This is a genomic window from Terricaulis silvestris (assembly GCF_009792355.1).
GTDB lineage: Bacteria > Pseudomonadota > Alphaproteobacteria > Caulobacterales > Aquidulcibacteraceae > Vitreimonas > Vitreimonas silvestris.
This window is the reverse complement of record NZ_CP047045.1, coordinates 1,634,664-1,653,043: the sequence shown is the minus strand read 5'-3', so window position 1 is coordinate 1,653,043 and position 18,380 is coordinate 1,634,664. Positions and strand designations below refer to the sequence as shown.

Sequence of the window (18,380 nt, the reverse complement as noted above, 5' to 3'; positions counted from 1 at the left end):
TCCAGATCGCGCTGCGCGCGTCTGGAATGACTCGTGGCTTCAGCTTTCCGCGGATGACGCTTTCTTTTTCGGTTTTGCCGGTTTTGGCGGCATGGCGCTGAGGGCGCTCATGCGCTGCGACAACAGGCGGAGATCCTTGGCGTGGCGGCCGAGCTCGGCGGCGGCGACCTCGATCTCTTCCGGTGCATAGCGCTTTCCTTGTTCGGAACGCAGCGTTTTCACTTCGTCCCAAATCGCCTTGACCGCGCGCTTCAGGTCTTTCTTTTGTGACATGGCCGATCCCTGGCTGTTCGACGCAGTTCCTATAACAGGTTTGCGAAGAACCGTGTGCGATACGCTTTTTGGGCGTGTGCTGTCACAAAACTGAGATGTTCAGGCGGATGTGGATTGAAGCGCCGCCTCGCGCTGGCGTGAGTAGCGGGGCGCTCGGACTCGGGACATCCTCGCGCCCATGTCCATTCAGCGCGTTGCGTGCGGCCAATGCGGGCTAGCCGCCACCCTCATTCAAACCGGCGACCGCAGCACCACGAGCTTTGACGCGGAAGAATGCGCGCGGCGATGCGCGGTGGGGCGCGCGGCGAGTGCGGCTGGCGAGCCGGTCGCAGCGCGGGTGTTGGAGTGCGAGCATTTGGGCGCGGCGTTGCGGGCTGTGGCGAAGCCGAGTGGGCGGACGCTGTAACGCACACTACTCCGCCGCCGCCGCAGCGGCTTCCGGTTCTTCGGCTTGGTGGCGCCAGAGGGTGGCGTAGAGGCCGTCTTGGGCGATGAGGGCGGCGTGCGTGCCGCGTTCGACGATGCGGCCGGCGTCGAGGACGAGGATCTGGTCGGCGTTGGCGATGGTGCTGAGGCGGTGGGCGACGACGAGCGTAGTGCGGCCGCGAGAAGCGTCCTCGAGCGCGTCTTGCACTTCGGACTCGGTGCCAGAATCGAGTGAGGACGTGGCTTCGTCGAGGATGAGGATGGCGGGGTCCTTCAGCACGACGCGGGCGATGCCCACGCGTTGCTTTTCACCGCCGCTGAGTTTCAAGCCGCGCTCGCCGACGCGGGTGTCCCAGCCTTGCGGGAGAGATTCGATGAAGGTGAGCAATTGCGCGTGGCGGGCGGCGTCATCGAGTTCGGTTTGCGCAGCTTCGGGCTTGCCGTAGGCGATGTTGTAACGGAGCGTGTCGTTGAAGAGGACCACGTCTTGCGGGACGAGGCCGAGGGCGCTGCGTAGGCTTGCTTGCGTTACATCGCGGAGATCTTGGCCGTCGATGCGCACGGCGCCTGCGGTGGGATCGTAGAAGCGGAAGAGCAGCTTCAGCACCGTGGACTTGCCGGCGCCGGAAGGGCCGACGATGGCGGTGGTTTTGCCGGCGGGCGCGGTGAAGGAGACAGCGTCGAGGCCGGTGTCACGGCCCTCGTGCGCAAAGCCAACGGCGTCGAACACGACTTCGCCGCGCGCCGGCTTTAGCACGGCGGCGTTGGGTTTGTCTGAGACGTCGGGCGCTTCATCGAGCAGCGTGAACATCTTTTCCATGTCGATGCTGGTCTGTTTGATCTCGCGATAGGCGAAGCCCAGGATGTTCAACGGCGCGTAGAGGTTCGTCATGATTAGGATGACGGCGGTGATGTCGCCGGGGCCCATCGGGCCGCTGGCGACGAGATAGCCGGCCGCGATCACCATGCCGACGAGGCCGATGTTCATGAGCAGGTTCTGCAGCACGTTGAGCAGAACGAGCGAGGTGTTGGAGCGAATGGCGGCGTCGGCGTAGCTGGAGAGCGCGCGATCGTAGCGCTCGGTTTCGCGTGACTCGGCGGCGAAGCTTTTCACGGTTTCGAAGTTCAGGAGCGAGTCGACCGCCCTGCCCGCGGCTTCGCTGTCGGCCTCGTTCATTTCGCGGCGATGCTTCAAGCGCCACTCGGTGACGCCGAACGTGATCCAGGCGTAGATGAACACAGTGGCGCCGGCGATCAGCGCGAACCACCAGCCATAGCGGAATCCGAGCACGCCCGCGGCGAGCAGGAGTTCGATCACCGTCGGGGCGATGTTGAAGGCGAGGAAGCGCAGCAGGAAGTCGATCGCGCGGACGCCGCGTTCGATGGTGCGATAGACTGAGCCGGTGCGCTTGGATTGATGGAAGCGCACCGAAAGATTGTGGACGTGGCTGAAGACATTAGCGCCAGCGCGGCGCTGGGCTTCTTCGCTGATGGGCTGGAAGATGGCGTCGCGGATTTGCGGGCCTGCGGTGGAGGCGAAACGGAGCGCTGCCCAGAAGCCGGCGAGGCCGATGAAGGTTGGCAGCGCGCCGGTGGCGTCGCCTTCGGACAAGCGGTTGATGCCTTCGGCCAAAACGAGCGGCGAAAACACCGCGAGCACTTTGCCGAACAGCGTGAGCAGGAAGGCGACCACAAGGCGGAGCCGGTAGCCCGGACCGCGTAAGCCGCCGATAAGGCTCATCAAACGGCCGATCGTCCGCGTGATCGGCGGCGACGGGTCGACGGGTGGTTCCGCCTTCGACACCACTTTTCCTTCACCGCGCGCCATTTGGAACATTCCTTGAAGGGAGGACTTAGGCGCGGGGGTTTTTCCCCGCAATGGCGCCATCTTGGCTAAGCTTGGTTATGCGCATGGATGATTCCAGTTCCGTCCCCCGTCCTTTGCGTTCGGTGTGCGTCTATTGCGGCTCTTCGGAGTCGACGAAGCCCGAATATCACGACTTGGCGACGCGCTTTGGTGAAGCGCTGGCGGCGCGCGGATTGCGTTTGGTTTATGGCGGCGGCTCGATCGGGCTGATGGGACGTGCGGCGAAAGCGGCGCACGCAGCGGGTGGCGACGTGCTGGGCGTGATGCCGCGCTTTTTAGAGCGGCGCGAGATCGTGCTCGATAGCGTGCCGCACCGCATGGTCGACACCATGCACGAGCGCAAGATGATCATGTTCGAGGAGAGCGACGCGTTTGTGGTGCTGCCGGGCGGGATTGGCACGCTTGAGGAAGCAGTCGAGACGCTGTCGTGGCGGCGTCTGGATTTGCATCGCAAGCCGGTGGTGTTTTTGTCGGAAGACGATTTCTGGGCGCCGTTCTTTACACTGATGCAACACACGATCGAAGCGAAGCTGACGCCGGACTCGTTTCACGACGCGGTGGCGTACGCGCGGAGCATTGAGGAATGCTTTGCGGAGCTGGGTGTGCCGGTTACGGCTTAATATGGATCGCCGGCGCCCTCGCCGGTTTCTTCGTAAACACAAGACGCCGCTGGTGCTTGATCGTTCGTGCGCATGCCGGCGAGGGCGCCGGCGGTCCATATTTTTCGAGCTACGCCTCCACGAATTTCGCGAGCCGCTCTGTCGCGACGATAAAGTCTTCCTTGAACGCTTGCACCACGGCGCCTGCGGAAATCGGTTCGTTCATGAGGCCGACGCCTTGGCCGACCCAGTAGGTGGCGAGTTCGCGCGCGCCTTCGTGGCCGCTTTGGCTGAGTTTATCGACGTAGCGCAGCGCGGGCTCGGAGACGAAGCTTTGCAGCGGCATCGGCAGCGGCTTCGGCGCGTCTTCGCTTTCCCACGCGTCGGTCCAGGGTGAGCGGAGTTGGCGCGAGGGTTTGCCGGTGCGCGAGCGCGAGCGGACAGTGTCGCGCGAGGTGGCGGCGAGCATCTTCTGTTTGACGATGGGGTTGGTCTCGGCTTCCGGCGTGGTAAGCCAGACCGAGCCGCACCAGGCGCCGGCGGCGCCCATCGCCATGGCGGCGGCCATTTGCGCGCCGGTGACGATGCCGCCGGCGGCGAGCACGGGCACGTCGGAGTTGATGGCGCGTAGTGCGGCGCAGACTTCGGGGATCAGCACCATGGTGGAGACGTCGCCGCAATGGCCGCCGGCTTCGCCGCCCGCGGCGATGATGAAGTCGACGCCGGCCGCGACTTGCGCGAGCGCGTGCTCCTTGGCGCCGACGAGGGCGGCGACGGCGACGCCGTGTTTCTTGCCCTGCTCCAACATGATAGGCGGCGGCAGGCCGAGTGCGTTGGCGATGAGCTTGATCGGGTACTGGAACGCAACCTCGAGGCCGCTCGCCGCGCCCTCTTCGCGCAGATTTTGCGACCAGTTGGTGGAGAGCTTGCGGTTCTCTTCGAGCGCGGTTGGATCGACGCCGTGGCGTTTGAGGATGGCGTCAGCGTAGGCTTTGTGTTCGGCGGGGAGCGCGGCGAGCAGTTTGTCGGAGTCGAACGCTTCGGCTTTGCCTTCGAACTTGTTGGGGACGATGAGGTCGAGGCCGTAGGGCTTGCCGGCGACGTGGGCCTCGATCCAGTCGAGCTCTTCGCGCAGGCGGTCGGGCGACATGCCGACGGCGCCGAGCACGCCCATGCCGCCCGCCTTGGACACGGCGACGACGACGTCCCGGCAGTGCGAAAAGGCGAACAGCGGAAATTCGATGCCGAGGCGCTGGCAGAGTGCGGAGTTGAGCATTTACGATCTCTAGCACGCTCTGTTCGGAGGTTGGAGCGCGAGGCTTCAGCCTCGCAACTTGGACGCAACGGAAGATGCGGGGCTGGAGCCCCGCGCTCCAACCTGCATAGGCTTGTGCTAAGGTCACCTCATGGATGCATCTCGAATTCCGGTGATTGTGGGCGTGGGTCAGGTGAATGACCGCGCTGAGGACGAGATGGCGCTGGATTCGCTGGGGCTGATGCTGGCGGCGCTGACGGAGGCTGAGCGCGATGCGGGCGGCGGCTGGCTGAAGCAAATGCAGTCGCTGGCGGTGGTGGATCAGCTTTCGTTTCCGGATCTGGTTGAACTGCCGGCGATGGTGGCGGCGTATTTTGGCGCGACGCCGAAGCATCTGATGAAGACGGCGTATCCGAGCGGCGAAAGCCCGGTGCTGTTGCTGAATGCGGCGGCGGAGCGTGTGCGCGCGGGTGAGATCGAGGTGGCGGCGGTTGTCGGCGGCGAAGCGCTGCGGACGGCGGCGCGGCGGGCGAAGAACGCGGGCGCCGGCGCGCGCGATGCGGTGCGGGAGTCGGCGCAGCGTGTGGCGAAGGATGTGAGGAAGCGCCATGGCTTGGTGGCGCCGACGGATATTTATCCGCTCTACGAAAACGCGCTGCGGGCGGCGCGTGGGCAGACTTTGGCAGAGGGCCAAGCCGAGAGTGCGCAGATTTGGGCGCAATTCTCAGCGGTGGCGGAGGCTAATCCGCATGCTTGGTTGCGCAAGCGTGTGAGCGCGGAGGAGATCGCGGCGGCTTCGGCCAACAATCGGCCGATCGCGTTTCCGTACACGAAGCTAATGGTGGCGAACCAATCGGTGAACCAGGGCGCGGGGTTCATTGTCGCAAGCTTGGCGAAGGCGCGGGCGATGGGCGTGGCGGATGAGCGACTTGTTTATGTTGGGCGGGGCGCCGGCGCGAGTGAGCCGCGCGATGTGCTGACGCGTGAAGGTTATGATCGCTCGATTGCGTTGGAGACGACGCTGCAGATGACGCTGGAGTTCAATCGACTGGCGACAACGGATTTGGATCTGGTGGAGCTCTATTCGTGCTTTCCGTGCGTGCCGAAAATGGCGCGGCGGGCGATTGGGTGGCCGGTGGAATTGCCGATGTCGGTGGTTGGCGGGCTGACGTTCGGCGGCGGGCCGGTTGGGAACTATATGAGCCACGCGGTGGCGCGGATGGTGGAGCTGATGCGGCGCGAGGGGTCGCGTGGGCTGCTGTTTGGCAATGGCGGGTTTGCGAACACGAACCACGCGGTGGTGTTGTTGCGCGAGGCTGGCGATGGCGCCGATGAGGCGCGGCCGTTTGATGTGCAGGCCGAGGCGGATGCGCAGCGCGGGCGCGCGCCGGTGTTCACACAGGAATACGCGGGGCCGGGTGTGATTGAGACTTACACGGTGTTCTACGATCGCGAGGGCGCGGCGCAGCGTGGCGTCGTGGTTGGACTGACCGACGATGGGCGGCGGTTTTTGGCGCAAGTCGCTGGTGCTGACGCTGAGACGATCGCGTTCCTGACGGATGGAAACGCTGAGCCCGTTGGGGCCCGCGGCGAAGCGCGGATGCGCGACGATGTCGCCTATTGGGCATTGGGCTGAGCACGCCAGCGCCACAGCGCTACGGTGATGGCGATGACGCAGACGAGGCCGGGCACACTCGCTTCCAAACCGAACGCGCCGCCTGTGAGCCAGTCCGGGCCGTCCAGTGTGGGCATCAGCAACCCCTGCTCATCGTTGCCGCTGACCCCGAAGCCTAGGACGCCGCCTTGGACGAAGTTGGCGGCGAAGTGGATGCCGACGGGCATGGCGAGGCTGCGCGTTCTGATGAACGCAAAGCCGAACATCAACGAGGCGACGAAGATGTTGAGACCGGCGAGATAGCGGATATCTCCTGCGCCTTCGAGTGCGGTCGAGTGCGTCAGCACGAAGAGTCCGGCGATGATGAGCTTCGCCCACCACTGGCCGAGGCCGTCAATGAGGCGCTGGAAGAGGAAGCCGCGGAAAAGAAATTCTTCCGCTATGGCGACGGCGGCCATCAGCATCGCGGCGGGGAGAAGGGCGGCGGCGCCCTGCTCACTCATGGTCCAGCGCGCGGCGCCGGTGGCGAAGAGGACGAATGCCGGTGCGATCATCAGGAGCGCGCCGATGGCGGCGCCGAACGCGAGTTGGATGAGCCAGGTAGTGTTGAACGCGCCAGAGACTTCGGCGAGCGGTTTGCGGCGGAGCGCTTGGCAAACGACGGTCGCGAAAATGATGATCAGCGCTTGGGCCCAGATCGGCACGCCCGCCTGTTGGCCTGAGAGCAGGATCAGCGGAACCAGCAGCGCGGCGAGGACGATAAAGAAGATCGCGACCCACCAGCCGCTACGGAGACGGCCGGCGGGATTCTTCAGGACATTGAACATCGGCGCTTAAGCCGCCTGGCCTTGCAGGCGTTTGCGCGCACGCTCTTCGCCGATCAGCGGAAACAGCGCCGCCATCTCTGGGCCATGGTCCATGCCGGTGAGGGCTTGGCGGAGCGGCATGAAGAGCGCTTTGCCCTTGGCGCCGGTTTTTTCTTTCACGGCATTGGTGAAAGCTTGCCAGGTGGTGGCGTCGTAGGCGCCAGTTGGGAGCACTTCGGCGGCGGCGGTGGCGAAAGCGGCGTCGGGGATGACGGGCGTGATCGGGCCGTCGACGATCGCGGCGTATTCTTTCACGTCCGGCCAAAGCGCGAGATTGGCGCGAACGGCGGTCCAAAACGCTTCGCCTTTGTCGGCGTCGTACTGCGCGAGCTTTGGTTTCGCGGTGGCGTAATCGAGTTGATGCAAGACTGAAGCGTTGACGCGCTTCAGCTCTTCCGGATCGAAGCGTGCGGGGGCGCGGCCGATTTTGGCGAAGTCGAATTCTTCGGAGAGCTGCTTCAGCGTGAGGCGTGCTTCGACCGGATCGGAGGTGCCAATCTTGGCGAGATGCGAGAGCACGGCCATCGGCTCATAGCCGTCGGCAGCAAGTTCGCCGACGCCGAGTGAGCCGATGCGTTTGGACAGCGCGCTGCCGTCAGCGCCGACCAGCAATGGAAAGTGACCGAATAGCGGAACCGGGCCGCCGAGGGCTTCGAAGATTTCGATCTGCACGCCGGAATTGGTGACGTGGTCTTCGCCGCGGACGATGTGCGTGATCTTGAAGTCGATATCGTCGACGACGCTGGGCAGCGTGTAGAGGAAGGCGCCGTCTTCGCGGATCAGCACGGGATCGCTGAGCGAGGCGGTGTCGATGGATTGATGGCCGCGGACGAGATCGTCCCAATCCTTGCGCGCGCCGGAGAGCTTGAAGCGCCAGTGCGGCTTGCGGCCTTCGGCTTCGAGCTTGGCTTTGTCGGCGTCGGTGAGCTTCAGCGCGGCGCGATCGTAGACTGGCGGCTTGCCGGTGGCTTGAGCGATCTTGCGCTTGCGGTCGAGTTCTTCTTCGGTTTCGTAGGCGGCGTAAAGAAGACCCCCGTCTTTCAGTTTCGTGGCGGCTTTCTCGTAGACGTCGAAGCGCGCGGATTGGTTGGCGCGGTCCTGCCAGGCGAGGCCGAGCCACGTGAGGTCTCTCTCGATCCCTTCCTCGTAGGCCTTCGTCGAGCGCGCGATGTCGGTGTCGTCGATGCGCAGCAGCACTTGGCCGCCGTGCTTCAGCGCGAACAGCCAGTTCATGAGCGCGGTGCGCACGTTGCCGACGTGGATGTTGCCGGTTGGCGACGGCGCGAAACGGAGACGGATGGACATTCGGTTAGACTGACCTTTCGGGAGCGCCGGGTTATGCGGCGCGCCGCCCTCACCTGTCCAGCGGGCCGGATCAGCTTGCCAGGACCATGGGCCGCTCTAGGGTGCAAAACCTACGCACAGGAGACATCCATGGCCAAGCAGGCGCGCGAAATCCGATTGAAGAGCCGGCCAGTAGGCATGCCAGAAGCGGCGAACTTCGAGGTGGTGACGGTAGAGCTGAAGGATCCGGGACCGGGCGAAGTTTTGGTGCGCAATGGCTGGATGTCCGTCGATCCGTACATGCGCGGGCGGATGTATGACCGACCGAGCTACGTGCCGCCGTTTGCGCTAGGCGAAGCGCTGCAGGGCGGCGCTGTTGGCACAGTCGTGAAGTCCAACGATCCGAACTTTGCGGCGGGCGATCTGGTGGAGAGCAATCTGGGTTGGCGCGAGGCGTTCGTCTCGACGGGCGCGCCGCTGACCAAGCTCGCAGGTGGCGTGCCGCCGCAAGCATATCTCGGCGTGCTCGGCATGCCGGGCATGACGGCGTACACGAGCTTCCATCGCATCGGTGACCCGAAGCCTGGGAATGTGGTGTTCGTCTCCGGCGCCGGCGGCGCTGTGGGCTCGACCGTGTGTCAGATCGCGAAGATCCGTGAGTGCACGGTGGTGGCGTCGGCCGGCAGCGATGAAAAGCTCGACTGGCTGAAGAGCGTCGGCGTCGATGAGGTGGTGAACTACAAGAAGGGCAACCTGCTCGAGAACGTTCGCAAGGCCGCGCCCAAGGGCATCGATATTTATTTCGACAATGTCGGCGGCGAGCATTTGGAAGTGGCGCTCGAGGTGGCGCGGCCGTGGGCGCGGTTCATCGAGTGCGGCATGATCTCGGTTTATAACGACAAGGAGCCGTCGCCGGGTCCGCGCAACATGCCGTACATCGTCGGCAAGCGGATCAAGATGCAGGGCTTCATCGTGTTCGACTTCATCGACATGCGTGAGCAATTCATCACTGAGATGACGCAATGGGTGAAGGACGGCCGCATCAAGTGGCAAGAGACGATCGAGAACGGGATCGAGAATGCGCCGAAAGCGTTTCTCACCCTGTTTAGCGGCGGCAATGCCGGCAAAATGCTGGTGAAGCTGGACTGAGATGTCGGCGCGGCTGTTCCAAGCGTACGTGATGGTGGATTGGAGCGCCGCGGCGAAACCCGCGACGGGCGCGGATTCCATTTGGGTTGGCGTACTGAAGCGCAATGTGCGCTTCCAGATGGCGTTCGAGGCGCACAATCCCCCGACGCGCGCTGAAGCCGAAAAGCTACTCAACGATGTGCTCGACGATCTGAAGCGCAAACGGGAGCGCGCGCTGGTGGGCTTTGACTTTCCGTTCGCGTTTCCGCGCGGCACGGCGGCGGCGCTGAAGTTGCCGGGTGAGCCATGGCGCGCGGTGATGGATTTCGTCGCCAAGGAAGTGAAGGACAAGGCCGACAACGCGAACAACCGGTTTCAAGTCGGCGCCAAGATGAACCGGTTGATGACGGGCGAAGCGTTTCCGTTCTGGGGCGCGCCGGCGCGCGACGAGCAGACGATGCTCTCGGCCAAACGCGTGCGCGAACATCGCGAAAGCGATCTGCCGGAGTTTCGGTTGGCGGAGGATGCCGTGAAGGGCCCCTCTTCGGTCTGGAAGCTCTATTATCAAGGCTCGGTTGGTGGTCAGGCGCTAACGGGGATGCCGGTGGTGAAGCGCTTGCGCGATGCGCGGCCGGCAAAGCTGTGGCCGTTTGAGACGGGGTGGAAGCCTTTGGGCGCGGACGATGTCGCGGGTGTGGACGCGGTGTTCGCTGAGATTTATCCAAGCATGTTCGCGACGGCGGCCAAGGGCGCCGAAGTGAGGGACGCGGCGCAGGTGCGCGGCGCTTGCGAGCGGTTCAATGCGCTGGATGAAAAGTTTCAGCTCGGCGCGCTGTTTGGGCCGGCGAAGGATGATGCGCGGCGCGACGTGGTGGAGCGCGAGGAAGGCTGGATTTTGGGTGTGGGCGCTTAGTCGGTTTGCGTTGCTTGCTTTGGCAAGCGGTTCGCGAGCACGCGCCAGCGCAAGAGCAGAACCGCGGCGCTCAGGACGCTGGCCCAGAAAATCGCAAACAGAAGGCCAGCGACGCCCATGCCTTGGCGCTCGGCGAGCCAATAGCCGAGCACTGGCATCACTACGGCGTACGCCAAGATATGGCTGAAGGTGGGAAACCAATTGTCACCACGGGCGCGGAGCGCGGAGGCAGCGACGACTTGTGCGCCATCAGGATGGAGTGCGAGGGCTGCGACCCACATCAGTGAGGCGAGCAGCGCCGCGAGCGTTGCGTCGGCGGTGTAGGCGCGACCGATCTGTTCGGCGAACATCAGGATCGCGATGGCGGCGATGATCATGGCGATGGCGTTGAGGCCAATGCCGGTCCAGCCGGCGCGGGCGGCGTCGTGCGGCGCTTTGCGGCCAATGGCTTCGCTGACCAGCACGGCCGTTGCGGTGGCGAGGCCGAGCGCCACCATGAAAACGAACGCCATCAGGTTGAGCATGATCTGGTAAGCGGAAACGACATGCGCGCCGATGCGGCCGGCGATCACCGTCATCGCCGAGAACGCGCCCGCTTCCACCGCCTGGCTGACAGCGGCGGCGACGCCGACGGCGAGCAGAGCGCTGAAGCTTGGGCCTTTCGCGCCGAGCTTGCGCACGCCGTAATGAGCGCCGTCGCGCAGCAGGAAAATCCAGACTAGCAGCACGCCGGAGAGGAAAACGCGCGCGGCGACGGTGGCCCAGGCGGAGCCGATGGCGCCGTGCTCGGGCACCCAGAGCAGATTGAGCGCGAGGTTAACGATGTTGGCCGCCCACATCACGGCGCTGCCGATGCCGGGCTTCTTGATGGCTTCAAGGAAGTAAGTGCCGGCGATGTAAAGCAGATGCAGCGGGATCGAGAGCGCGAGCACCATCATCACGGGCGTCGATGGCCCCGCTAGATCTGCGCCGATGCCGAATGCCGTGAAGATGCGCTCGCCGCCGAGCCACATCAGCGCGGCTGACAACAAGCCGGCGACCAGCGCGAGGACGAGGCCGCGGCGGAGTGCAACGCCTGCGCCTTCTGGATTTTTTTCGCCGAGCGTGCGCGCGGCGAGAACTTGCACGCCTTGCAGCAATCCGATCGCTGCGACGAGGAAGACCGCCGTCGGCGCCCAACCGAGCGCCTGGTGCGGCAGTTCGTCGGGCGCAAGTTGGCCGACAACGACGACGTCGACAATGGCCATGCCGATAATGCCGAGGCGTGCGAGCGCAACGGGTCCGGCGAGCCGCAGCAATGCGGCGACGTATGGGCGCGTCTGGGCCATGGGGACGCGCTCTTTAGCGGAGGGCGACGAGTCGGTCGAGACTTAGCGCGCGGGCGGCTTCAGGCGCTGATAAATCGCGGCGGAAAGCCCTGCTTCGAGCGCGGAATAAAGCGCAAAGGTGAGAAAGGTCGAGATCAAAATGTAGGTGAGGAAACCGACGGGATTGGCGGCCGCGGCGGTGGTGGCTGCGACGACGTCGATCGTGTTGACGCCCACGGCTTGGCCGATGAGATAGCCCAGTGCGCCGACGAAGATGTTAGCCGGCAAGAGCAGCATGAGACGCGCGCCGATAATGCGCAACGTAGCGCCCTTGGTCCAAGCCCAGGTTTCGAAACTGAGGATGCGTTGCTGATCGACGCTTGCGGGCGCCGCGATATAGAGGCGCGATGTCAGGACGAACCAGACGGCGAAGTAGAATAGCGCAACCAGCAACAGCGCGCCGGGATTGGCTTCGGCGAATTGCAGCATGATCGCGCTGACACGCTCGCGGTCTTGACCGGCGGCGGCGAGATCGTCGCGGTACGGCGCCATCGGTCCGACGGCGAGCGCCATGAAGACCGGGATGGTGAGCACAACCATGACCAGCATCATGAAGAACGCGATGATCGCCATCGCGACCCAGACGCGGCCGCCATCGCCAGCGAGGCGCCCGCGCGTAGCGGCGGCGCCGAACAACATGGCGCCGGTGAAGGCGGCGTAGGTTGTCGCTTGGATGAAACCGCTGGCAAGACTGGTGACAATACCAAGCGGCGGTACGGCGAGCGCCAGAGCGCCCGCGATAGTGGTGGCGACGGCGCCGGCGGCGGCAGCGGCAGCGATGAAGCGCCAATTCTCGCGCACGAAGCGGAGCGCTGCGCCGACGGAATCGCGAACGGGAAGCCGGTTCGGCTGGGTGATCGGAGCGCTCATGGGGCGCTTATGCATGGAATCGCATGGCGCCGCGAGGGTTGAAGGATCGGCATCGGCGCGGCATGTGGTCTGAGATGAAACCTGTGCATGTCGTTGGCGGCGGTTTGGCTGGATCCGAGGCCGCTTGGGCGTTGGCGAACGCTGGCGTGCCGGTGGTGCTGCACGAGATGCGGCCGCTGGTGAAAACCGACGCGCACCACACGGAGAAGTTCGCGGAACTGGTGTGTTCCAATTCGTTCCGTAGCGATGACTGGCGCGGGAATGCTGTTGGGCTGCTGCATGAAGAGATGCGGCGGTTGGGCTCGCTGGTGATGGCGAGCGCTGGCCCGGCGCAGGTGCCGGCTGGCAGCGCTTTGGCGGTGGATCGCGATGTGTTTAGCGATGCGGTGACGGCGGCGTTGGTGGCGCATCCGTTGATCACGGTGGAGCGCGAAGAGATCAAATCACTCGATCAACTCCTTTCCGTCATCCCGGACGCGCGGAGCGCGATCCGGGACCCAGGGGCAAATGATGCGCTCTACGATCCCCTGGGTCCCGGCTCTACGGCGCTGCGCGCCTCCGGCCGGGATGACGAGAGTATTATTTTCGCGACAGGACCTTTGACTTCGCCTTCCCTCGCTGACTCCATTCGCAATCTCACGGGCGAAGACTCGCTCGCGTTCTTCGATGCGATCGCGCCGATCGTGCATGCGGACTCGATTGATTTCGACATTGCTTGGAAGCAGTCGCGTTATGACAAGGAAGGTCCGGGCGGCGACAAAGCCGCATATGTGAACTGTCCGATGGATGAGGTGCAGTATGTGGCGTTCATCAATGCGCTGAACGCGGGCGCGAAGACTGAGTTCAAGGAATGGGAGAAGAATACGCCCTACTTTGAAGGCTGCTTGCCGATCGAGGTGATGGCGGAGCGGGGGCTCGACACGTTGCGGTTTGGGCCGATGAAGCCTGTGGGGCTGTTGGACCCGCGCGTCGGCAAGCGCGCGCATGCGGTGGTGCAGCTTCGCCAGGACAACAAGCTTGGCACGCTGTTCAACATCGTGGGCTTTCAGACCAAGCTGAAGTACGGCGCGCAGGAAGAGATTTTCCGCATGATCCCCGGCTTGCAAAACGCGCGCTTTGCGCGGCTGGGCGGGATCCATCGCAACACGTTTCTGAATTCGCCGAAGCTGCTCGACGGCACGCTGCGTCTGCGCGCGGAGCCGCGCGTGCGGTTTGCGGGGCAAGTGACGGGCGTTGAGGGTTACGTCGAGAGTGCGGCGATGGGGATGATGGCGGGGCGCTTTGCTGCGGCGGAGCGTTTGGGGCGTGCGATTGAACCGCCGCCTGCCACGACTGCGCTGGGCGCGTTGATTGCGCACGTGACGGGCGGGCATATTGCCGGCGGCAAGGGCTCGTTTCAGCCGATGAATGTGAACTTCGGGCTATTTCCGGAGATCGCCGCGCCGACGCATGGGGCGGACGGGAAGAAGCTCAAGGGCGAAGAGCGCGGGCGCGCAAAGAAGCTCGCGATGGCGGAGCGGGCGTTACAGGATTTGAACAGCTGGCTAACGGCGGCCTAGGGGAAGCGAATGCGCGGTTTTGTTTTTCTGCTCGCTGCGGCGAGCGTGGGACTTGCGTCGTGTGCGCATCGCGGGTCTCCCACTAGCGGCGCGCAATGCGATAACCGCGCCGTGGTGGTCGCGTTCTACACTGAAGCACTCGTGGAGCCCGAGCGTCATCCACGCGCGGCCTTTGAACGTTACATGGCGCCCGACTTCATCGAGCATAAACCTGACATTCCCGGCGGCACACGCGAAGCGACCGCCAGCTTTCTAGAGGGGGTGATCGCCGCAGTGCCTCAAGCGCGCTGGGAGATTGTCCGCACGATCGCTGAAGGCGATCTCGTGTTTCTGCACGTGCGTTTCACCCCTGCGGAAGGCGCCCCTGCATACGCACTCGCTGACGTCTTCCGCGTTCAGGACTGCCGCATAGTCGAGCACTGGGACGTCGTGGCGGGACCGGTTGAGGGCGCAGTCAATCCGCATTCGCGATTTTAGCCAACAAACTAAATCAGTCCGGCCAGCGGACTACTCGGATCGGCGTACTTCTTCTTGCCCATCCGCCCGGCGAGATACGCTTCGCGCCCCGCGATCACCGCGTGCTTCATGGCGCGCGCCATGCGCACTGGGTCCTTCGCTTCGGCGATGGCGGTGTTCATGAGGACGCCGTCGACGCCGAGCTCCATGGCGATGGCGGCGTCGCTGGCGGTGCCGACACCGGCGTCGACGATGACGGGGACGCGGGATTGTTCGACGATGAGGCGGATGTTCACGGGGTTCTGGATGCCGAGGCCGGAGCCGATGAGCGAGCCCAACGGCATGATAGCGACGCAGCCGGCGTCTTCGAGCTTGCGCGCGTACACTGGATCGTCGCTGCAATAGACCATCACGTCGAAGCCTTCGGCGACGAGGATTTTGGCGGCGGCGAGCGTCTCTTCCATGTCGGGATAGAGCGTCTTCTGGTCGGCCAGGACTTCGAGCTTCACCAGCTTCCAATCGCCGGCCTCGCGCGCGAGGCGGAGCGTGCGCAACGCTTCGTCGGCGGTGAAGCAGCCGGCGGTGTTGGGGAGGAACGTCGTCTTCTTCGGATCGATGTGATCGGTGAGGCGCTCTTTGGTGGGATCGGACAGATTCACGCGCCGCACCGCAACCGTGACGATGTCAGCGCCGCTGGCTTCGAGCGCGGCGGCGTTCTCGGCGTAGGTTTTGTACTTGCCGGTGCCGATGATGAGGCGGGAGGCGTAGCTCTTGCCGGCGATGGTGAGTGGGGAGTCGTTTGTCATTGTGTCCGCAGTTGCTTTGCAACTGCCTCCAGAAATTCTCGCGGGCCTCGGAAGCTGAAAGGCACGCCCCATGCTTTGCCCATCGAACGATTCAAAATGCCTTTCAACTCCGCCTTTCCAATCGTCTCGTCTGCCAGCAATGCGTCTAGCTCTGCTCCGAGCCGTCGAAGCTCACCTGGCGAATACTGACTGCGAGAAAGCAGATCCTGTCCAAACACAACGCCTTCGCCATCCTCTGACGGATCAGCCAAACCTAACAGATGCGCGAGACGTTGAGGCACGCCGTAATCCGGTCCGTGCCGCATCAGCTATCTCCGATGTGTTGGAGGACGGCGATGACCTGTCGATGCTCAACGCCGGGAAACCAAGCCAAGAAGTCGTCGATTGTGGCGCCGCCACGGAGGTTCTCAAGCAATGCGACGACCGGCACGCGCGTACCTTTGAACAACCAAGCACCGCTGACCTTAGCCGGGTTGCGTTCAACGGCTGGACACTGAGACCAATCCAAGCTCACCCGCCCCCCACGAATTGCACGATCTCCAGCTGATCGCCCTCAGCAAGAACAATCTGCGACCACAGAGACTTAGGCGCGATCTCCCGGTTGCGTTCTACGGCGACGCGGCGGCCGTCAATCCCCAGGGAGGCGAGGAGGTCGGCAAGCGTCGCCTCATCGGGCGCCTCGCGCGTTTCTCCATTGACCGTCAGACGCATAGGCCTTCCTATCCGCCCGACTTAGAGCCCCTTGAGCCGGGGTTCAACGTAAAGCCCCAACCGCCCGCGCAGAGGACGATGCCGGACGCCAAACCGATCTATGTGCTGAACGGCCCCAATCTGAACCTATTGGGGACGCGGGAGCCTGAAATCTATGGCCGCGCCACCCTCGCGGACATCGAGAAAGCCTGCGCCGAGCGCGCCGCCCAGCTTGGTCGGACAGTGGTGTTCCGGCAGTCCAATATTGAGGGCGAACTGGTCGATTGGCTGCAGGAGGCCCGCGACAAGGCGGCGGCGGTTGTTCTAAACGCGGGCGCCTATACCCACACCTCGGTCGCGCTTCACGATGCGATCAAGGCAATCGGGATCCCCGTGATCGAGACGCATTTGTCGAACCCGGCGGCGCGCGAAGAGTTTCGCCATGTGTCGCTGGTGGGCCAAGCCGCGAAGGGCGTGATCGCCGGGTTTGGGGCGACGTCCTATTTGCTGGCCGTAGAAGCGGCCGCCTTGATTGCACAAGAGAGCCAGACCGCGTGAGCAGGAAAACGCAGACGATGAGCGAAAAGAAAAATTCCGCGATTGATCCCGACCTTGTGCGCGAGCTGGCGGCGATCCTGGACGACACCGGGCTGTCGGAAATCGAGGTTGAGCACGGCGAGCTACGGCTGCGCATCGCGCGGACGCTGACAGCGGCGGCGGCGCCCGCGGTTCACTACGCTCCGGCGGCTGCGCCGATGGTAGCGGCTCCTGCTCCGGCGGTGGGTGGGGCGCCCGCTGACGCTGCTTCGCATCCGGGCGCGGTGCCTTCGCCGATGGTGGGGACCGCCTATCTTTCAGCTGAGCCGGGTGCTGCGCCGTTTATCAAAGTCGGCGACGCGGTGACCGAAGGCCAGACCATGCTCGTCGTCGAAGCGATGAAGACGTTCAACCCGATCCCGGCGCCGCGCGCGGGCAAGGTGGTCGCCATTCTGGTCACCGACGCACAGCCGGTCGAATACGGTGAAGCGCTGGTGATCTTGGAATAAGAGATGTTTGAAAAAGTCCTCATCGCGAACCGGGGCGAGATTGCGCTGCGCATTCACCGCGCGTGCAAGGAGATGGGCATCGCCACGGTTGCGGTGCACTCGACGGCGGATACCGACGCGATGCATGTGCGGCTCGCGGATGAGAGCGTCTGCATCGGGCCGCCGCCGGCGGCGAAGAGCTATCTGCACATTCCTTCGATCATCGCGGCGGCCGAGATCACCGGCGCGCAGGCGATCCATCCGGGATACGGGTTCTTGAGCGAGAACGCGAAGTTCGCGGAGATCGTGACGCAGCACGGCATGACGTTCATCGGCCCGACGGCCGAGCACATCCGGCTGATGGGTGACAAGATCGCGGCCAAGCAAGCGGCAATCGATACGGGCATGCCTGTGGTGCGTGGCTCCGATGGCGGCATCGCGACGGAAGCGGAAGCCAAGAAGGTCGGCAAGAAGATTGGCTATCCGGTGCTGATCAAGGCCGCTGCCGGCGGCGGCGGGCGCGGCATGAAGGTCGCGCGCACGGAAGATGATGTGGTCGAAGCGTTCCAGACCGCGCGCGCGGAAGCGAAGGCGGCATTCGGGAATGACGAAGTCTATATGGAAAAGTATCTGACGCACCCGCGTCACATCGAGATCCAGGTGGTCGCGGACAGCCATGGCAACGTGATCCATTTGGGCGAGCGCGATTGTTCGCTGCAGCGCCGTCACCAGAAGGTGCTGGAAGAAGCGCCCTCGCCGGCTCTAAACGCGGAAGACCGCGCCACGATTGGACGCGTGACGGCGGAGGCGATCCAGAAGCTTGGCTATCTCGGTGTGGGTACGGTTGAGTACCTCTACGAGGATGGCGAGTTTTATTTCATCGAGATGAACACGCGGCTGCAGGTCGAGCATCCGGTGACGGAGATGATCACCGGCATCGATCTGGTGCGCGAGCAGATCCGCATTGCCGATGGCGCGCCGCTTTCGGTGAAGCAGAAGGACGTGAAGTTTAACGGCCACGCCATCGAGTGCCGCGTCAACGCCGAGAACCCGGCGACGTTTAGGCCATCGCCCGGCAAGATTACGAGCTACCATCCGCCGGGCGGTTTGGGCGTGCGGTTGGACAGCGCGATCTATGCCGGTTACTCAATTCCGCCAAACTATGACTCGCTCATAGGCAAGCTGATCGTGCATGGCCGCGATCGCGCGGAGTGCTTGATGCGCCTGCGGCGCGCGCTGAACGAGATGGTGATCACCGGCGTCGAGACCACGCTGCCGCTGTTCCGCGATCTGATGAACGAGCCGGACGTGATCAACGGCGATTACTCGATCCATTGGCTTGAGAAGAATTTGGCTGCCAAAGCGGCGGCGGAGAGCTGAG

The 18,380-nt window shown here is 64.1% G+C and carries 21 protein-coding genes; 10 read left to right on the top strand and 11 right to left on the bottom strand.

Annotation, left to right across the window (positions count from 1 at the left end):
- Window positions 1-39: 39 nt before the first annotated feature.
- Window positions 40-273, bottom strand: a complete 234-nt coding sequence (locus tag DSM104635_RS08420; RefSeq protein WP_158765772.1) for a hypothetical protein — start codon at window positions 271-273, stop codon at window positions 40-42.
- Between the two features lie 178 nt (window positions 274-451).
- Here DSM104635_RS08420 and DSM104635_RS08415 point away from each other — a divergent pair, with 178 nt between their 5' ends.
- Window positions 452-679: a hypothetical protein gene (locus DSM104635_RS08415; RefSeq protein ID WP_158765771.1), complete on the top strand. Its 228-nt coding sequence runs from the start codon at window positions 452-454 to the stop codon at window positions 677-679.
- Window positions 680-685: 6 nt separating this feature from the next.
- Here the strand turns inward: DSM104635_RS08415 and DSM104635_RS08410 are convergent, their stop codons facing one another.
- A complete protein-coding gene (locus DSM104635_RS08410; protein ID WP_158765770.1) occupies window positions 686-2,527 on the bottom strand; it encodes an ABCB family ABC transporter ATP-binding protein/permease in 1,842 nt (613 codons plus the stop codon).
- 83 nt (window positions 2,528-2,610) lie between these two features.
- On the opposite strand from DSM104635_RS08410, the gene DSM104635_RS08405 reads away from it, so the two are divergent.
- Window positions 2,611-3,186 carry an LOG family protein gene (locus DSM104635_RS08405; RefSeq protein WP_158765769.1) on the top strand — a complete coding sequence of 192 codons (576 nt, stop codon included), beginning with the start codon at window positions 2,611-2,613 and terminating at the stop codon, window positions 3,184-3,186.
- Window positions 3,187-3,295: 109 nt separating this feature from the next.
- Here DSM104635_RS08405 and DSM104635_RS08400 read toward each other — a convergent pair whose 3' ends face one another.
- Window positions 3,296-4,441: a nitronate monooxygenase gene (locus DSM104635_RS08400; protein ID WP_158765768.1), complete on the bottom strand. Its 1,146-nt coding sequence runs from the start codon at window positions 4,439-4,441 to the stop codon at window positions 3,296-3,298.
- Window positions 4,442-4,571: 130 nt separating this feature from the next.
- Between DSM104635_RS08400 and DSM104635_RS08395 the strand changes: the two genes are divergently transcribed.
- Window positions 4,572-6,056, top strand: a complete 1,485-nt coding sequence (locus tag DSM104635_RS08395; RefSeq protein ID WP_158765767.1) for a TLP1 C-terminal extension domain-containing protein — start codon at window positions 4,572-4,574, stop codon at window positions 6,054-6,056.
- Here the strand turns inward: DSM104635_RS08395 and DSM104635_RS08390 are convergent.
- Complete coding sequence (locus DSM104635_RS08390) at window positions 6,038-6,862, bottom strand: CPBP family intramembrane glutamic endopeptidase (RefSeq protein ID WP_158765766.1); 825 nt, start codon at window positions 6,860-6,862, stop codon at window positions 6,038-6,040. The genes DSM104635_RS08395 and DSM104635_RS08390 overlap by 19 nt on opposite strands.
- A 6-nt stretch (window positions 6,863-6,868) precedes the next feature.
- Complete coding sequence (gene gltX / locus DSM104635_RS08385) at window positions 6,869-8,206, bottom strand: glutamate--tRNA ligase (RefSeq protein ID WP_158765765.1); 1,338 nt, start codon at window positions 8,204-8,206, stop codon at window positions 6,869-6,871.
- A 129-nt stretch (window positions 8,207-8,335) separates the two neighbouring features.
- On the opposite strand from gltX, the gene DSM104635_RS08380 reads away from it, so the two are divergent.
- Together DSM104635_RS08380 and DSM104635_RS08375 are read left to right on the top strand one after the other, a co-directional pair.
- Window positions 8,336-9,334 (top strand): NADP-dependent oxidoreductase, encoded by a 999-nt coding sequence (locus DSM104635_RS08380; protein ID WP_158765764.1) that lies wholly within the window; start codon window positions 8,336-8,338, stop codon window positions 9,332-9,334.
- Window position 9,335: 1 nt separating this feature from the next.
- Window positions 9,336-10,226, top strand: coding sequence for a cobalamin biosynthesis protein CbiG (locus tag DSM104635_RS08375; RefSeq protein WP_158765763.1), 891 nt, complete (start codon window positions 9,336-9,338; stop codon window positions 10,224-10,226).
- Here the strand turns inward: DSM104635_RS08375 and DSM104635_RS08370 are convergent.
- On the bottom strand, window positions 10,223-11,554 hold the full coding sequence (locus DSM104635_RS08370; RefSeq protein ID WP_158765762.1) for an MATE family efflux transporter: 1,332 nt from the start codon (window positions 11,552-11,554) through the stop codon (window positions 10,223-10,225). The two genes, DSM104635_RS08375 and DSM104635_RS08370, sit on opposite strands and share 4 nt — an antisense overlap.
- A gap of 42 nt (window positions 11,555-11,596) precedes the next feature.
- On the bottom strand, window positions 11,597-12,463 hold the full coding sequence (locus tag DSM104635_RS08365; RefSeq protein ID WP_158765761.1) for a hypothetical protein: 867 nt from the start codon (window positions 12,461-12,463) through the stop codon (window positions 11,597-11,599).
- A 23-nt stretch (window positions 12,464-12,486) separates the two neighbouring features.
- On the opposite strand from DSM104635_RS08365, the gene trmFO reads away from it, so the two are divergent.
- Both trmFO and DSM104635_RS08355 read left to right on the top strand, forming a co-directional pair.
- On the top strand, window positions 12,487-14,022 hold the full coding sequence (gene trmFO / locus DSM104635_RS08360; protein ID WP_407703508.1) for a methylenetetrahydrofolate--tRNA-(uracil(54)-C(5))-methyltransferase (FADH(2)-oxidizing) TrmFO: 1,536 nt from the start codon (window positions 12,487-12,489) through the stop codon (window positions 14,020-14,022).
- A gap of 9 nt (window positions 14,023-14,031) precedes the next feature.
- Window positions 14,032-14,499, top strand: coding sequence for a nuclear transport factor 2 family protein (locus DSM104635_RS08355; RefSeq protein ID WP_158765760.1), 468 nt, complete (start codon window positions 14,032-14,034; stop codon window positions 14,497-14,499).
- Between the two features lie 8 nt (window positions 14,500-14,507).
- Here DSM104635_RS08355 and DSM104635_RS08350 read toward each other — a convergent pair whose 3' ends face one another.
- The 4 genes from DSM104635_RS08350 to thiS are packed head-to-tail and all read right to left on the bottom strand — an operon-like array spanning window position 14,508 to window position 15,995.
- The gene (locus tag DSM104635_RS08350; RefSeq protein ID WP_158765759.1) at window positions 14,508-15,284 is read right to left on the bottom strand and encodes a thiazole synthase; all 777 of its coding nucleotides are present in this window, start codon (window positions 15,282-15,284) and stop codon (window positions 14,508-14,510) included.
- Window positions 15,281-15,589 (bottom strand): hypothetical protein, encoded by a 309-nt coding sequence (locus tag DSM104635_RS08345; protein WP_158765758.1) that lies wholly within the window; start codon window positions 15,587-15,589, stop codon window positions 15,281-15,283. The genes DSM104635_RS08350 and DSM104635_RS08345 overlap by 4 nt, the downstream gene beginning before the upstream one ends.
- On the bottom strand, window positions 15,589-15,798 hold the full coding sequence (locus tag DSM104635_RS20155) for a DUF433 domain-containing protein (RefSeq protein ID WP_158765757.1): 210 nt from the start codon (window positions 15,796-15,798) through the stop codon (window positions 15,589-15,591). Before DSM104635_RS20155 ends, DSM104635_RS08345 begins: the two co-directional genes overlap by 1 nt.
- Window positions 15,795-15,995, bottom strand: coding sequence for a sulfur carrier protein ThiS (thiS, locus tag DSM104635_RS08335; protein ID WP_158765756.1), 201 nt, complete (start codon window positions 15,993-15,995; stop codon window positions 15,795-15,797). Before thiS ends, DSM104635_RS20155 begins: the two co-directional genes overlap by 4 nt.
- A 78-nt stretch (window positions 15,996-16,073) precedes the next feature.
- Here thiS and aroQ point away from each other — a divergent pair, with 78 nt between their 5' ends.
- From aroQ to accC, 3 genes are read left to right on the top strand one after another with little or no spacing between them, the layout of a single operon-like run.
- Window positions 16,074-16,532, top strand: coding sequence for a type II 3-dehydroquinate dehydratase (aroQ, locus tag DSM104635_RS08330; protein WP_158765755.1), 459 nt, complete (start codon window positions 16,074-16,076; stop codon window positions 16,530-16,532).
- 17 nt (window positions 16,533-16,549) lie between these two features.
- A complete protein-coding gene (gene accB, locus DSM104635_RS08325) occupies window positions 16,550-17,020 on the top strand; it encodes an acetyl-CoA carboxylase biotin carboxyl carrier protein (RefSeq protein WP_158765754.1) in 471 nt (156 codons plus the stop codon).
- Window positions 17,021-17,023: 3 nt separating this feature from the next.
- Window positions 17,024-18,379, top strand: coding sequence for an acetyl-CoA carboxylase biotin carboxylase subunit (gene accC, locus DSM104635_RS08320; RefSeq protein WP_158765753.1), 1,356 nt, complete (start codon window positions 17,024-17,026; stop codon window positions 18,377-18,379).
- Window position 18,380: the final 1 nt, after the last annotated feature.